Origin of the sequence: Pseudomonas sp. NBRC 111138 (assembly GCF_001320835.1) — a bacterium.
GTDB lineage: Bacteria > Pseudomonadota > Gammaproteobacteria > Pseudomonadales > Pseudomonadaceae > Aquipseudomonas > Aquipseudomonas paracarnis.
Genome location: NZ_BCBO01000118.1, coordinates 1 through 13,508, shown reverse-complemented (window position 1 = coordinate 13,508; position 13,508 = coordinate 1). Strand labels below are relative to the sequence as shown.

The window sequence follows — 13,508 nt, the reverse complement described above, 5'->3', positions numbered from 1 at the left end:
ACATGACCAGCCTCACCAGTTACTTCACGTTCTACCTGATCGAGAAATTCCAGCTGTCGGTGGCCAGCTCGCAGATGTACCTGTTCCTGTTCCTCGGCGCGGTGGCCGTGGGCACCTTTGCCGGTGGCCCGATCGGCGACAAGATCGGCCGCAAGAAAGTCATCTGGTTCTCGATCCTCGGCGCCGCGCCGTTCACCCTGGCCCTGCCCTACGTCGACCTGTTCTGGACCGCCGTACTCAGCGTGGTCATCGGCTTTATCATCGCCTCGGCGTTCTCGGCCATCGTGGTGTTTGCCCAGGAATTGGTGCCGGGCAATGTGGGCATGATCGCCGGGATATTCTTCGGCCTGATGTTCGGCTTCAGCGGGATCGGCGCGGCGCTGCTCGGGATGCTCGCTGACCATCACGGCATCGAATACGTGTACAAGCTGTGCTCGTTCCTGCCGCTGGTGGGCATCCTCACAGTACTGTTGCCGTCGACCAAAGGCGTTTGATCGATCACGTCGCCCCATAGCCGTAGTTATCTACAACTTTGGGGCGACGCGGGACCTGTGGCGAGGGAGCTTGCTCCCGTGACGGCCTGCTAGCCGAAGCCTATCTACCTGACACCCCCACGATCCAGATGTGGGTGGCTTGCCTGCGATGACCATAGGTATCGACACAATTCCGTAGCGCTCAACGGTAACCACGATGCGAAGCGAGCCGCTCTTGATCTGCTATGGATATGTCCACAATCCAACTGTGTTGACTGCCAGGCCGCCTTCGCGAGCAAGCCAGCTCCCACTTTGGATCGTGGTGTGTCAGTCAGATCAGCGTCGCTGGCAGGTCGTCACGGGAGCAACAAGCCTCACTTCATGGCCCGGCGAGAAAATCCATTAACCACGATATAGAGCAAAGGCCCTACCGACACAAACACTGCCGTCAGTAAAAAATACGGCAGCACTGAGACCATCGACCGCCCTCGCCTACGCGCATCCCGGTACATCCACACACACGCCAGCACCGCCATCAGATACAGGTCAATCACCACCTGCGCCGTATCGGGCCGGGACATCAGTTCCCATCCAAATGCCAGCAGGGACTGCTCGGCCGTGAGCATGGTCGCCACCGTATAGAGGGTAAACCCGAGCAAGGCAGCCAGGGCGATATAAGGTCTGTGCATGGTCTCTTCCTTGAAGTGCAACGTTAATCAGCGCGGCCACCTTAGCGACAAGAGGCTGCCGCTCGCAATCCTGCAGACGTCTTTCCCGAGATGTCCTGCGCGCCGCCTACACGAAGTATGCCGCGCTGGTTTTGTGAAATATCTGTACGTAGACTGCCGCCATACCCCCACTTGAAGGCGGCGAAAAAAACGTGATGCAAGTTACTGAAGTCTCTATTGCCCAATTGCGCGCTGCGCTTGAAGCCGGCCAGACCACGGCAGTTGAACTGGTGCAGGCGTACCTGGCGCGGATCGATGCCTACGATGGCCCGCAGACGGCCACTGCACTGAACGCCGTGGTGGTACGCAACCCCGATGCGCTCAAAGAAGCCCAGGCGTCCGATGCGCGCCGTGCCAAGGGGCAAACCCTGGGGCCGCTGGATGGCATTCCTTACACCGCCAAGGACAGTTACCTGGTCAAGGGGTTGACGGCTGCATCCGGCAGCCCGGCGTTTGCCAAGCTGGTGGCCCAGCGCGATGCCTTCACCATTGAGCGTCTGCGTGCCGGTGGCGCTATCTGCCTGGGCAAGACCAACATGCCGCCGATGGCCAATGGCGGTATGCAGCGTGGCGTGTACGGTCGCGCCGAAAGCCCCTACAACGCCGACTACCTCACCGCGCCGTTTGCGTCGGGTTCCTCCAACGGCGCTGGTACCGCCACCGCCGCCAGCTTTGCCGCGTTCGGGCTGGCTGAAGAAACCTGGTCCAGCGGTCGCGGCCCGGCCTCCAATAATGGGTTGTGTGCCTACACGCCGTCCCGTGGCGTGATTTCGGTGCGCGGCAACTGGCCACTGACCCCGACCATGGACGTGGTGGTGCCTTATGCTCGCACCATGGCCGACCTGCTGGAAGTGCTCGACGTCGTGGTGGCCGAAGACCCGGACACACGTGGTGACCTGTGGCGCCTGCAACCCTGGGTGCCGATCCCCAGCGTCACCTCGGTGCGCCCGGTGTCCTACGCCGCGCTGGCAGTCGACAGCGAAAACCTGGCCGGCAAGCGCTTTGGCGTGCCGCGCATGTACATCAACGCCGACCCGGATGCTGGCACCAGCGAAAAACCCGGTATCGGCGGCCCGACCGGACAAAAGATCCACACCCGCGCCACGGTGATCGAACTGTGGCAAGCCGCGCGCCAGGCATTGGAAGCGGCGGGTGCCGAAGTGATCGAAGTGGATTTCCCGCTGGTGTCCAACTGCGAAGGCGACCGCCCCGGCGCGCCGACGGTGTTTACCCGTGGCCTGGTCTCTAAAGAGTTCCTCCACGACGAGCTGTGGGAGCTGTCTGCATGGGCCTTCGATGATTTCCTGCGTGCCAACGGCGACCCGCACCTGAACCGCCTGGCCGATGTGGACGGGCCGAGCATCTTCCCCCACGACCCCGGCACCCTGCCCAACCGTGAAGACGACCTGGCCGCCGGCATGGACGAATACGTGCGCATGGCCCAACGCGGCATCACGCCATGGGACCAGATCAGCACCGTGCCCGATGGCCTGCGCGGCCTGGAGCAAACCCGGCGCCTGGACCTGGAAGACTGGATGGACACCCTCGGGCTGGACGCCGTGCTGTTCCCCACCGTGGCCGACGTAGGCCCGGCGGATGCCGATGTGAACGAAGCGTCTGCCGACATTGCCTGGAGCAACGGCGTGTGGGTGGCCAACGGCAACCTCGCCATCCGCCACCTGGGCGTGCCCACCGTCACCGTGCCGATGGGCGTGATGGCGGATATTGGCATGCCGGTGGGGCTGACCTTCGCCGGGCGTGCCTATGACGATTCGGCGCTGTTGCGCTTTGCCTCGGCGTTCGAAGCCACCGGCAGCAAACGGATGATCCCGCCGCGTACGCCACCGCTGGCGGCTATCTAGCTGGGCTCCTCACTCAAATGCGGGCTTGCTGTGGGCGAGCAAGCTAAGCTTGCTTGCGCTGGGGTGCGTAGCGCCCCCAAAAAGCCGGCTCCAGCTGCGCTGTCGAGCGGGAGCAAGCTCCCTCGCCACAGCAAGCCCGCTCCCACACTTTTTGTTCATATTTCAGTTCAAACACCGTGGTGCGAGGATCGAAGCACCTCGTTGCGACGCTGCCACTCCTCCACCACATCCCCCAAAGTCTTGGGTGCGCCGTTACGAATCCACGCCATGAATGGACGGTTGAACTTGAACGCCGGGCCACACTGCTCAAGCATAAAGCGGCGCACGTTCTGGGTGTTTTTATAGCTAGGGGTGACGGGTGTAGCGCGGGTGATGACGTCGCTGTGCCAGTCAAAATCCATGATGTACCTCGGCTGCGCGGATGGTGATGAACACTCTAGCGCCTACTCACCTCAAGCTCCTGCAAAATTTCACTTTCCTTCCGCCTTGAGAATATTGCATGGTTGTACGACGACATACCTCGTCGTATTTCTTAACAACAATAAGGAAACACCCATGTCCAACTTCAAAGTGCTGATCGGATTTCTGTGCCTCTTCTCCGGCTACGTCGCCGCCGCGCCCGGCGCCGCCGAGAAGGATGTAGCCCAGGCAGTCGATCAATTGACCCAAGCCATGCTGCATCTGGACCTCAAGCAGCTTCATGCACTGACGTCCGACAAGCTCACCTACGGCCACTCCAGCGGCAAGGTGCAAAACAAGGCGCAATTCATTGCCGACCTGGAAACCCATACCAGCGCATTCAAAACCCTGGAGATGCAAAACCAGACCATCACTCTCAACGGCGATACCGCTCTGGTGCGCAACCACTTCCACGCCTTGGCAGTGAACAGCGGTGTGGACACACCAACCGATATCGACAACTTTCAGGTTTGGCAAAAACAGCACGGCCAATGGCTGCTGATTGGGCGCCAGGCTTACAAGTACTGAGCAAACCTCACCACGCCACCACCTTACGCACCGTCACCAGCGCCTCACGCAGCGCCGCCATGGGCACCGAACCCAGGGCCAGGCGCAGCGCGTGGGGCACCTGGGCCGAGACCGCGAACGGTTCGGCGGTTGAAACCGAGATGCCTGCGCGCTGCAAGGTCATGGCGACCTGATCGGCGCGGGCGTCTTCCGCCAACGGCAGCCACAGAAAGTAGGAGGACGGGTGACTGATGGTCTTCACGCCCCTCAGCACCTGTGCTGCCAACGCTTGACGGGCCTGGGCATCCGCACGCTTTTGCGCCTCCAGTTGCGCCACCGTGCCGTCCTCGAGCCAGCCCACCGCAATCGCGCTCATCACCCCCGGCACGTTCCAGGTGGTGGCCATGATCGTGCGTTCCAAGCCCATCACCCAAGCCATAGGCGCAGCGATAAAGCCCACGCGTAAACCCGTGGCGACACTCTTGGACAGCCCGCCAATGTACACCGTGCGCTCCGGTGCGAGGGTCGCCAAGGGTGGCGGCGCTCCTTCGGCGAGAAACGCATAGGCGCTATCCTCGATGATCATCAGGTTGTGCTGCCTGGCGATTGCCACCAAGCGCTCGCGCTGCGCCAGGCTCATCACCCAGCCCAGCGGGTTATGCAGGGTCGGCATGCTGTACACCGCTCGCACCGGGCGCTGGCGACACAGGCTGTGCAGGTGGTCAAGATCAGGGCCGTTGGCTGTGACTGGGATGGCGACCAGTTCCAGATGCAGGGTTTCGGCCAGTACCTTAAACCCCGAATAGGTCAGCGCATCCACCGCGACCACATCCCCAGGCTTGAGCAAGGTCATCATGCTCACCGCCAGGCCATGCTGGGCGCCGCTGACCACCAGCACCTGCTCGGCTTGCACCGTCAACCCTCGGTTCAACAAGTGCCGGGCCACGGCGGCGCGCTCGTGCACACGCCCGGCATGGGGCTGGTAGCGCAGCAGCGCCTCCAGGTCGCCAGACAGGGCGAGTTGGCGCAACGCCGTGCGCAGCAGCTCGGCCTGGCCCGGCAAAGACGGATAGTTGAAATTCAGGTCAAGCAAACCCGCCGCAACCGTCATCTGCCCACTGCCCTGCCCCGGTGGCAAGGCAATCTCACGTACGAAGGTGCCGCGCCCGGTTTCGCCACTGACCAGGCCCATGGCTTCCAGCTCGCTGTACACCCGGCTGGCGGTGACCAGTGCCAGGCCATGCTCGGCGGCCAATTGGCGATGGGTAGGCAACCGCGTGCCGGGCTGCAATTGGCCGCTGCGGATGGCCTCGGCGAAGGTATCGACCAGCGTCTTGTAGCGAGCACGGGGCATAGGGCTGTATCCATGACAATTTTTTGATTGTCTTAATCTTCAATCCTAGGATGCCCAGCACGCAACTGCCATTTTCGGACAGGTCCCCCATGGAACGCACTTCTCCTCTCGGCACTCTGGACAGCAGCACCCAGGGTTGGATCAACGGTTTTATCGGTGTGGTGATTTTCAGCGGCTCGCTGCCAGCCACGCGCCTGGCGGTCATGGAATTCGATCCGGTGTTCCTGACCATGATCCGCGCCACTCTCGCGGCGCTACTGGGGTTGTGCCTATTGGGGGTATTCAAGGAAAGACGCCCCACGCGCCAGCAATGGGCACCGCTGGTTATCGTCGCGCTTGGCGTGGTGATCGGCTTTCCACTGCTGACGGCCCTGGCCCTGCAGTACGTGACCTCGGCCCACTCCATCGTCTTTATCGGCCTGCTGCCACTGGCTACGGCGGTGTTCGGTGTGCTGCGCGGCGGTGAACGGCCGAGGCCGGTGTTCTGGTTGTTTTCGATCCTGGGCAGCCTGTTGGTGATGGGATATGCCGTTGCCCAAGGCTTGAGCGCCGCACCCGCGGGCGATGTGTTGATGCTGTTGGCCGTGCTGGCATGCGGCCTGGGGTATGCCGAAGGCGCCAAGCTGTCGCGCAGCCTGGGCGGCTGGCAGGTGATCTGCTGGGCGCTGGTGGTGTCGCTGCCGGTGGTGGCGCCCTTGAGCCTGTTGTTGGCGCCGTCTACCCTCAGCGGTATCAGCTTGCCGGCCTGGTTGAGCCTGGGCTACGTGGCGGTGTTCAGCATGTTGATCGGCTTTGTATTCTGGTACCGCGGCCTGGCCCAGGGCGGGATTGCCGCGGTCGGCCAGTTGCAGTTGCTGCAACCGTTCTTCGGCCTGGCGCTGGCAGCGGGTTTACTGCATGAACAGGTCAGCCTGGGCATGGTGCTGGTGACGGTGGCGGTGATCGGCTGCGTGGCCGGGGCGAAGAAGTTTGCTCGCTAACCCCTGGCCTGCTAAATAGAAGCGTCGCCCAAACAACAACAAGGACTCTGCATGCACAGCGCTTCTCTCCAGGACACCACGGCGCCGGAAGGCATCTGCTACGGCTGCGGCAGCAGCAACCCTCATGGCCTGCACATCAAGAGCCGCTGGGATGACGATGGCGTACACGTCATTGCCGAGCATCAACCCGAGGCCAAATACAGCGGCTGGCCAGACCTGGTCTACGGTGGCCTGATCGCCATGCTGGTGGACTGCCATTCCAACTGGACCGCCATGGCCTACCACTACCGCGCCGAACAGCGTGAACCCGGCAGCCTGCCGCGCATCGACTGCGTCACCGGCAACCTGGGGATCAAATTCATCAAGCCCACGCCCATGGGTGTGCCCCTGGTCCTGCGGGCGCGGGTCGAAGGCGAAATCGGTCGCAAAAGCCGGGTGGTCTGCGAAGTGTATGCAGGCAGCGTGCTCACCGCCGTCGGCGACTCGGTGTTCGTGCGCGTCGACACCGGGCAACTGGCCGCCGCCGCCCATGGCCGCGAGGTTTGATCCTGGTCTACAGTGACGGCAACCGCTAATCGAGGACTGCACCGATGACTCGTCTGACCGCGAAAGACTTTGCTCCCGAACTGCTGGAACTCTACGACGGCTATGCCCACGGCAAGATCAACCGCCGCGAATTTCTCGACCGCGCCGCGCTGTTCACCCTCGGTGGCCTCACCGCTTCGGCATTGCTCGCGGCCCTGAGCCCCAATTACGCCCTGGCCGAGCAGGTGAAATTCACCGACCCGGATATCGTCGCCGACTACATCACCTACCCCTCGCCCAAAGGCAACGGCGCCGTGCGCGGCTATCTGGTGCGCCCAGCCAAGGCGGCAGGCAAGCTGCCAGCCGTGGTGGTGGTGCATGAAAACCGGGGCCTGAACCCCTATATCGAAGACGTCGCCCGACGCCTGGCCAAGGCCGGCTTTATCGCCCTGGCCCCGGACGGCCTGACCTCGGTGGGCGGCTACCCTGGCAATGATGAAAAAGGCGTCGCCCTGCAGCAGACCGTCGACCCGACCAAACTGATGAACGACTTCTTCGCCGCCATCGAGTGGCTGATGCAGCACGACAGCAGCACGGGCAAAGTCGGCATCACCGGGTTCTGTTACGGCGGTGGCGTGACCAATGCAGCGGCGGTGGCCTACCCGGAACTGGGCGCGGCAGTGTCGTTCTACGGGCGCCAACCCGACGCCAAGGACGTGCCGCGCATCAAGGCGCCGATCATGTTGCATTTCGGTGAGCTTGATACACGCATCAATGAAGGCTGGCCGGCGTATGAACAGGCATTGAAGGCCGCGGGGACGAGGTATGAGGCGTTTATCTACAAGGGCGCCAATCACGGTTTCCATAATGATTCGACACCGCGCTATGACGAAGCAGCGGCGAACCTTGCCTGGGAACGCACCCTGGGATGGTTCCGCCAATACCTGATGTAGGAGCGAGCTTGCTCGCGAAAAACGACAACGATAACGCGGGCGTCCTGGATAGACGCGGCGCCTGGGAGTTTTTCGCGAGCAAGCTCGCTCCTACATAAATGAGGGCCTGCCTCCCCAAATGTTATCCAACACTTGCCTGCAACCACCCTTTGAACGCCAACATCGCGGGTGTCTCAGCCCGCGACTGCAAGCGCGTCAACCAATAGCTGCCGGTGGTGATCCCCACCTCGAACGGCTGGCGGATCACATCGTTCTCCAATTGCCGTGAAAACATCAGGGCTGGCGCCAGTGCTACGCCAGTCGCTTGCAGCGCGGCCTCCATCATCGCCAGCGAAGAGTCGAACACCACGCTGCGCGGCACCCGTGTATCGCTGGGCAAACCGGCGGCCTGGAACCACAGGTTCCACTCATCGGCACGGTAGGAACGCAGCAAGGTGTGCTTCAGCACGTCAGCCGGGCTGTGCAGTTGTTCGGCAATCTGCGGCACGCACAACACCGTCAGCGGTGCCTCAAGCAAGGGGCAGGCGTCGGTGCCGTGCCACGCGCCGGCGCCAAAGCGGATGGCATAATCCAGGCCCTCGGCGGCGACATCCACGCGATTGTTGTGGGTGGACAAGCGCAAGTCGATCAACGGGTAGCGGCTGTGAAAATCCGCCAGGCGTGGCAACAACCAGCCCACCGCAAAGGTGCCGACCGCCCCCACCGTCAGGACTTCACGGTAATGCCCGCCTTCAAATTGATCCAAGGTCAGGGCAATACGGTCGAAGGCGTCACGCAGCACGGGCAGCAGGGATTCGCCTTCGCTGGTGAGCATCAAGCCCCGTGGCAGGCGCTTGAACAGCGTGACGTTGAGTTGCGCTTCGAGACTTTTGACCTGATGACTGACCGCCGCCTGGGTCACGCACAGCTCAATGGCCGCACGGGTAAAGCTCAAATGGCGCGCCGACGCTTCGAAAGCGCGCAACGCATTGAGCGGCAGGTGGGAACGCAACATGGCTTGACCCAATTTTTTCTAATGGCAGGTGCGAGATATCATCGTTTGCCGGCGCCCGGAAATCCACCTACATTTGCCACGCCTGCGCAGGTTCCGATCGTCATTGCCTTATTTACATGGAAGCGAACCATGAAACACACCCTGAAAAAATATGCGGTTTCAGCCTTGTTGCTCGGCGCCGGCAGCTGCATGGCAGCCACCGATATGCGCCAGGTCGTGGACAGCCACGTCACCCCTCTGATGAAACAGCAAGGCATCCCGGGCCTGACGGTCGCGGTCGTCCAACACGGCAAGGTGCAATACTTTAACTACGGCGTCGCCGCCAAAGACACCCAGGCACCCGTCACCGAAAACACCCTGTTCGAAATCGGCTCAGTGAGCAAAACCTTCAACGCCACCCTCGGCGGGTATGCCCAGGCCATCGGCAAGCTCAAGCTGTCGGACATGACCAGCCAACATCTGCCCGTCCTGGCTGGCAGCGCGTTCGATCGCATCAGCCTGCTGCAACTGGCCACTTACACCGCCGGCGGCCTGACGCTGCAGTTTCCGGATGCCGCCGACAGTGCAACCACCATGATGGATTACTTCCAGCATTGGAAACCCACTTATGCGCCGGGGGAACAACGCCTTTACTCCAACCCCAGCATTGGCCTGTTCGGTTACGTGACCGCAAAAAGCCTGGGCCAGCCTTTCACCGTCGCCATGGAAAAAACCCTGCTGCCCAAGCTGGGCTTGACCAATACCTATACCCGCGTCCCCGCCGACAAGGCCGGCCAATACGCCCAGGGCTATGACAGCCAGCAGAAACCGGTACGCGTCAACCCTGGCGCCCTGGACTTCGAAGCCTATGGCCTCAAGAGCAGCAGCCAGGACCTGGCCCGCTACGTGATCGCGAACATGCACCCGCAAACCCTGGAACAACCGGTGCAACAGGCCATTGCCACCACTCACGCCGGCTACTACACCGTCAACGGCATGACCCAGGGGCTGGGCTGGGAACGCTACCCCTACCCCATCGGCCTGCAAGCGTTACTGGACGGCAACTCCACACCGATGGCGATGGAGCCGCACAAGGTCACCTGGTTGACACCCGCCCAGGCCGAGCCGGCCAACGTGCTGTACAACAAAACCGGGTCCACTGGCGGCTTTGGTGCTTACGTGGCGTACGTGCCAAGCAAGGACATGGGGGTGGTGATTCTGGCGAACCGGAACTATCCGAATGCCGAACGGGTGAAAGTAGCGCACGCGATCTTGAGTGCGATGGACCAATAAGGCCGCCATCGCAGGCAAGCCAGCTCCCACATTTGGATCGCGGCGCGTCAGTTAGATCAGCGTCCGCCGTTGGGTAGTCACGGGAGCAAGCTCCCTCGCCACAGGGCCTGCGTCGTCCCTGAGTTGTGTAGATACCTATGCCCCGATGAGGGAGTGTCTGACTCATCGCCATCGGGGCAAGCCCCCTCCCACCCTACATTCCGAGCCACTGCGGCAGCGCCAGGGAAATGAACGGCAAGTACGTCACCATGATCAGGAACACCAACAGGATCATCAGCCACGGCATCGCCGCGCGAATAGTCTGCCCCAATGTCAGCCCGGTCACCGCCGAGGTCACGAACAGGTTCAGCCCCACCGGCGGGTGCACCAGGCCGATTTCCATGTTCACCACCATCACAATCCCCAGGTGAATCGGGTCAATGCCCAGCTTCATCGCAATCGGAAAAAAGATCGGAGCCAGGATCAGCACAATGGCCGAAGGCTCCATAAAGCTGCCGGCAATCAGCAGCACCACGTTGACCATGATCAAAAAGCCAATCGGCGTCAGCCCTTCCGAGATTACCCACGCGGTGATTTGCTGGGGGATCTGTTCGGTGGTCAGCACGTGAGCAAACAGCATGGCGTTGGCGATGATGAACATCAGCATGATCGACAAGCGCCCCGACTCCAGCAGCACCTTGGGGCAATCGCGCAGCTTCATGTCCTTGTAGACGAACAGCGCGACGAATGCTGAATACACGGCCGCCACTGCCGCCGCTTCGGTCGGGGTGAACATGCCGCTGTAAATGCCGCCGAGGATGATCACCAGTAGCAACAGGCCCCAGAACGCTCGGCGTGCACAGCTCAGCCATTCACGGAATGTCGCCCGGGGTTGCGCCGGCAGCTTCTTGATGCGGGCGACGATGTAGATCGCGACCATCAACATCAGGCCCAGCAGCAAGCCCGGAATCACCCCGGCCATGAACAACTTGCCCACCGAGGTTTCGGTCGCCGCCGAATACACCACCATCACAATCGACGGCGGGATCAGAATGCCCAAGGTCCCGGCATTGCAGATGATGCCCGCACCAAATTCCTTCGGATAACCGGAACGCACCATGCCCGCCACGGCAATCGAACCCACTGCTGCCACCGTGGCCGGTGACGACCCGGACAGCGCTGCAAACAGCATGCACGCCAGCACCGCCGCAATCGCCAAGCCACCGCGGATATGCCCGACACAGGCGTTGGCAAAGTCGATCAGCCGCTGGGCCACGCCGCCGGTGGTCATGAAGGCACCGGACAACAGGAAAAACGGAATCGCCAGGAAGGTGTAGGCATCGCTGGTTTCAAACAGCTTGATCGCCAGGGAACTCACCGAGTCCTGGCTGAACATCAGGATCGACACCGCACCGGACAGCCCCAGGGCAATCGCAATCGGCACGCCCAGGAACATGAACACGAACAACAGCAAAAACAGACAGAGCACGGCCATCAGTGACGCTCCTCATGGCTGCCGGCCAACTTGCTGGCCTCACCGGCCTCGTCGGCCAACCCCAACCCGACCTGGCGGTGGGTAAAGATGCGGTAGAAAATTTCCAGGTAGCGGATCAATACCAACGCAAAGCCAATGGGCACGATCACCACGATGTCGCCGACATCGATGCCGAACTGGTCGAGGTCTTCGGCGCCGATATGCGCGGTCATCACCGCACTTACCCACTTGTAGCTGGCCACCATGAACAGCCCGGCATAGGCCAGGCAGCACAGGCAGGCGAGCATGCCGAGCAGACGCTGCACCGGGCGCCGGGTCAGCCGCACCAGCGCGTCCACACCCAGGTGGCCAGCAGTGCGCACGCCGTAGGAAATGCCGAAGAAAATCAACCAGCCGAACATGGCCTTGGTCAGCGCCACACTCCAGGTCATCTCTTGGGCCCACGTCATGCTGCCGTCGCCCAGGGCATTGAAGAAGGGGCTGCTCCAGGCCCATTTGTCGGCCAGGGTAAAGAACAGGGTGTAGACGTTGTTGAGCATGACGTAGACGAACGTCACCAGGGTCATGGCGGCCAGCAGGAAAGCGATAAAGCCTTCCTCCAGGTGCTCCCAGACGCGTCTTAGCGTTTGCATGGCAAAACCTCGCGAGGCAGAGATAGGTAAAAAGCCAGGTCAACCTGCTAGATCGTTCCCACGCTCCGCGTGGTAATGCCGCCCCGGACGTTCCACGTCCTGTATCACGCCGTGCGTAAGGCGACGCGGAGCGTCACGGGATGCATTACCACGCGGAGCGTGGGAACGATCAGTCGCGGGCAAGCCCGCTCCCGCAGGGGATTACTGGTTGGACTGGTCCGCCGCCTTGATCAGGTCAGCCCCAATCTCGCCTTCGAACTTCTGCCACACCGGGCGCATGGCTTCGCGCCACAGCGCACGTTGCTCGGGGGTCAGTTCGATGATTTCGCTGGTCTTGGCGTTGATGATCTTCTGCTTGGCCGACTGGTTCAGCGCTTCGGCCTGCTTGTTCACCTCCACGGTGACCTCGGCCATGATCTGCTCCAGGGTGCTGCGCACATCCGGCGCCAGGCCGTTCCAGAATGTCGCGTTAGTGATCACCATGTAGTCGATCAGGCCGTGGTTGGACTCGGTGAAGTACTTCTGCACTTCGTTGACCTTCTGGCTTTCATAGTTCGACCAAGTGTTCTCGGTGCCATTCACGGTACCGGTCTGCAGGCCCTGGTAAACCTCGGCAAAGCTCATCTTGCGCGGGTTGGCGCGGATCGCCTTGAACTGTTCTTCGAGCACACTGGAAGCTTGCACGCGGAACTTCAGGCCACGGGCGTCCTTGGGTTCATGCAGGGCCTTGTTGGCAGAGAGTTGTTTGAGGCCGTTGTGCCAATAGGCCAGGCCGAGGATGTTTTTATCCTGCATCGAGGTCAGCAGTTGCTTGCCCTGGGCCGCCTGGAAACGGTCGACGGCGGCCAGGTCGTTGAACAGGAACGGCAAGTCGTAGATCTGCACTTGCTTGGTGTAGTGCTCGAATTTGGCCAGGGACGGCGCCAGCATCTGCACATCACCCAACAGCAATGCTTCCATTTCCTTGCCATCGCCAAACAGCGACGAGTTCGGGTACACCTCGACCTTGACCTTGCCGGGCAGGCGCTCTTCAGCAAGCTTTTTGAACAGCAGCGCGCCTTGGCCTTTAGGGGTGTTTTCGGCAACCACGTGGGCGAACTTGATCACAATCGGGTCTGCCGCCTGGGCCAGGCCAGCGGTAAACAAGGTGGCGGCGCACAGCAGCGCCCGGGAAAGCTTGAGCATGGGAATCACCTTCTTATTGTTGTGTTTAAGGCAAGGTGCCTGATGTTACGCGTGTCGTGAATTTCGAATTTTAGATACCTGCGTTCGGCCTGGCCGAATGCGTCCAGTGT

14 protein-coding genes are annotated in these 13,508 nt (G+C 61.6%); 7 read left to right on the top strand and 7 right to left on the bottom strand.

The features are described 5' to 3' along the window. Window positions 1–494, top strand: a 494-nt coding sequence (locus APH41_RS21470) for an MFS transporter (RefSeq protein WP_156359077.1), incomplete at its 5' end; no start/stop codon positions are given. Between the two features lie 353 nt (window positions 495–847). Here APH41_RS21470 and APH41_RS21465 read toward each other — a convergent pair. Further along, entirely contained in the window at window positions 848–1,162 is a 315-nt protein-coding gene (locus APH41_RS21465) for a DUF2834 domain-containing protein (protein WP_034127600.1), read from the bottom strand. Window positions 1,163–1,353: 191 nt separating this feature from the next. On the opposite strand from APH41_RS21465, the gene APH41_RS21460 reads away from it, so the two are divergent. Next, window positions 1,354–3,063, top strand: coding sequence for an amidase (locus tag APH41_RS21460; RefSeq protein WP_034127601.1), 1,710 nt, complete (start codon window positions 1,354–1,356; stop codon window positions 3,061–3,063). Window positions 3,064–3,230: 167 nt separating this feature from the next. On the opposite strand, the gene APH41_RS21455 is transcribed toward APH41_RS21460, so the two are convergent. Then, window positions 3,231–3,464 carry a DUF6434 domain-containing protein gene (locus tag APH41_RS21455; protein ID WP_003190852.1) on the bottom strand — a complete coding sequence of 78 codons (234 nt, stop codon included), beginning with the start codon at window positions 3,462–3,464 and terminating at the stop codon, window positions 3,231–3,233. A 154-nt stretch (window positions 3,465–3,618) separates the two neighbouring features. Here APH41_RS21455 and APH41_RS21450 point away from each other — a divergent pair, with 154 nt between their 5' ends. Next, window positions 3,619–4,050 (top strand): nuclear transport factor 2 family protein, encoded by a 432-nt coding sequence (locus APH41_RS21450; protein WP_003190851.1) that lies wholly within the window; start codon window positions 3,619–3,621, stop codon window positions 4,048–4,050. A gap of 7 nt (window positions 4,051–4,057) precedes the next feature. On the opposite strand, the gene APH41_RS21445 is transcribed toward APH41_RS21450, so the two are convergent. Further along, the gene (locus tag APH41_RS21445) at window positions 4,058–5,383 is read right to left on the bottom strand and encodes a PLP-dependent aminotransferase family protein (RefSeq protein ID WP_054921354.1); all 1,326 of its coding nucleotides are present in this window, start codon (window positions 5,381–5,383) and stop codon (window positions 4,058–4,060) included. A gap of 89 nt (window positions 5,384–5,472) precedes the next feature. On the opposite strand from APH41_RS21445, the gene APH41_RS21440 reads away from it, so the two are divergent. The 3 genes from APH41_RS21440 to yghX are packed head-to-tail and all read left to right on the top strand — an operon-like array spanning window position 5,473 to window position 7,841. Beyond that, complete coding sequence (locus APH41_RS21440; RefSeq protein WP_054921353.1) at window positions 5,473–6,363, top strand: DMT family transporter; 891 nt, start codon at window positions 5,473–5,475, stop codon at window positions 6,361–6,363. A 51-nt stretch (window positions 6,364–6,414) separates the two neighbouring features. Beyond that, a complete protein-coding gene (locus tag APH41_RS21435) occupies window positions 6,415–6,909 on the top strand; it encodes a PaaI family thioesterase (RefSeq protein ID WP_054897340.1) in 495 nt (164 codons plus the stop codon). Between the two features lie 44 nt (window positions 6,910–6,953). Beyond that, window positions 6,954–7,841, top strand: a complete 888-nt coding sequence (yghX, locus tag APH41_RS21430; protein ID WP_054921351.1) for a YghX family hydrolase — start codon at window positions 6,954–6,956, stop codon at window positions 7,839–7,841. Window positions 7,842–7,962: 121 nt separating this feature from the next. Here yghX and APH41_RS21425 read toward each other — a convergent pair whose 3' ends face one another. Continuing rightward, the gene (locus APH41_RS21425) at window positions 7,963–8,835 is read right to left on the bottom strand and encodes a LysR family transcriptional regulator (RefSeq protein ID WP_054921348.1); all 873 of its coding nucleotides are present in this window, start codon (window positions 8,833–8,835) and stop codon (window positions 7,963–7,965) included. A 129-nt stretch (window positions 8,836–8,964) separates the two neighbouring features. Here APH41_RS21425 and ampC point away from each other — a divergent pair, with 129 nt between their 5' ends. Further along, on the top strand, window positions 8,965–10,107 hold the full coding sequence (gene ampC / locus APH41_RS21420) for a class C beta-lactamase (RefSeq protein ID WP_054921346.1): 1,143 nt from the start codon (window positions 8,965–8,967) through the stop codon (window positions 10,105–10,107). Window positions 10,108–10,300: 193 nt separating this feature from the next. Here ampC and dctM read toward each other — a convergent pair whose 3' ends face one another. The 3 genes from dctM to APH41_RS21405 all read right to left on the bottom strand — a co-directional run bounded on the left by dctM (window position 10,301) and on the right by APH41_RS21405 (window position 13,398). After that, a complete protein-coding gene (gene dctM / locus APH41_RS21415; protein ID WP_014718351.1) occupies window positions 10,301–11,581 on the bottom strand; it encodes a C4-dicarboxylate TRAP transporter large permease protein DctM in 1,281 nt (426 codons plus the stop codon). Continuing rightward, complete coding sequence (locus APH41_RS21410) at window positions 11,581–12,213, bottom strand: TRAP transporter small permease (protein ID WP_034125996.1); 633 nt, start codon at window positions 12,211–12,213, stop codon at window positions 11,581–11,583. Before APH41_RS21410 ends, dctM begins: the two co-directional genes overlap by 1 nt. A 201-nt stretch (window positions 12,214–12,414) precedes the next feature. Next, a complete protein-coding gene (locus APH41_RS21405; RefSeq protein WP_054921344.1) occupies window positions 12,415–13,398 on the bottom strand; it encodes a TRAP transporter substrate-binding protein in 984 nt (327 codons plus the stop codon). Window positions 13,399–13,508 lie beyond the last annotated feature (110 nt).

What these genes read in the sequence shown, in the direction of transcription:
- APH41_RS21465 (WP_034127600.1), bottom strand. Translation starts at nt 1,162, where the DNA reads ATGCACAGACCTTATATCGCCCTGGCTGCCTTGCTCGGGTTTACCCTC.
- APH41_RS21455 (WP_003190852.1), bottom strand. Translation starts at nt 3,464, where the DNA reads ATGGATTTTGACTGGCACAGCGACGTCATCACCCGCGCTACACCCGTC.
- APH41_RS21450 (WP_003190851.1), top strand. Translation starts at nt 3,619, where the DNA reads ATGTCCAACTTCAAAGTGCTGATCGGATTTCTGTGCCTCTTCTCCGGC.
- APH41_RS21445 (WP_054921354.1), bottom strand. Translation starts at nt 5,383, where the DNA reads ATGCCCCGTGCTCGCTACAAGACGCTGGTCGATACCTTCGCCGAGGCC.
- APH41_RS21440 (WP_054921353.1), top strand. Translation starts at nt 5,473, where the DNA reads ATGGAACGCACTTCTCCTCTCGGCACTCTGGACAGCAGCACCCAGGGT.
- APH41_RS21435 (WP_054897340.1), top strand. Translation starts at nt 6,415, where the DNA reads ATGCACAGCGCTTCTCTCCAGGACACCACGGCGCCGGAAGGCATCTGC.
- yghX (WP_054921351.1), top strand. Translation starts at nt 6,954, where the DNA reads ATGACTCGTCTGACCGCGAAAGACTTTGCTCCCGAACTGCTGGAACTC.
- APH41_RS21425 (WP_054921348.1), bottom strand. Translation starts at nt 8,835, where the DNA reads ATGTTGCGTTCCCACCTGCCGCTCAATGCGTTGCGCGCTTTCGAAGCG.
- ampC (WP_054921346.1), top strand. Translation starts at nt 8,965, where the DNA reads ATGAAACACACCCTGAAAAAATATGCGGTTTCAGCCTTGTTGCTCGGC.
- dctM (WP_014718351.1), bottom strand. Translation starts at nt 11,581, where the DNA reads ATGGCCGTGCTCTGTCTGTTTTTGCTGTTGTTCGTGTTCATGTTCCTG.
- APH41_RS21410 (WP_034125996.1), bottom strand. Translation starts at nt 12,213, where the DNA reads ATGCAAACGCTAAGACGCGTCTGGGAGCACCTGGAGGAAGGCTTTATC.
- APH41_RS21405 (WP_054921344.1), bottom strand. Translation starts at nt 13,398, where the DNA reads ATGCTCAAGCTTTCCCGGGCGCTGCTGTGCGCCGCCACCTTGTTTACC.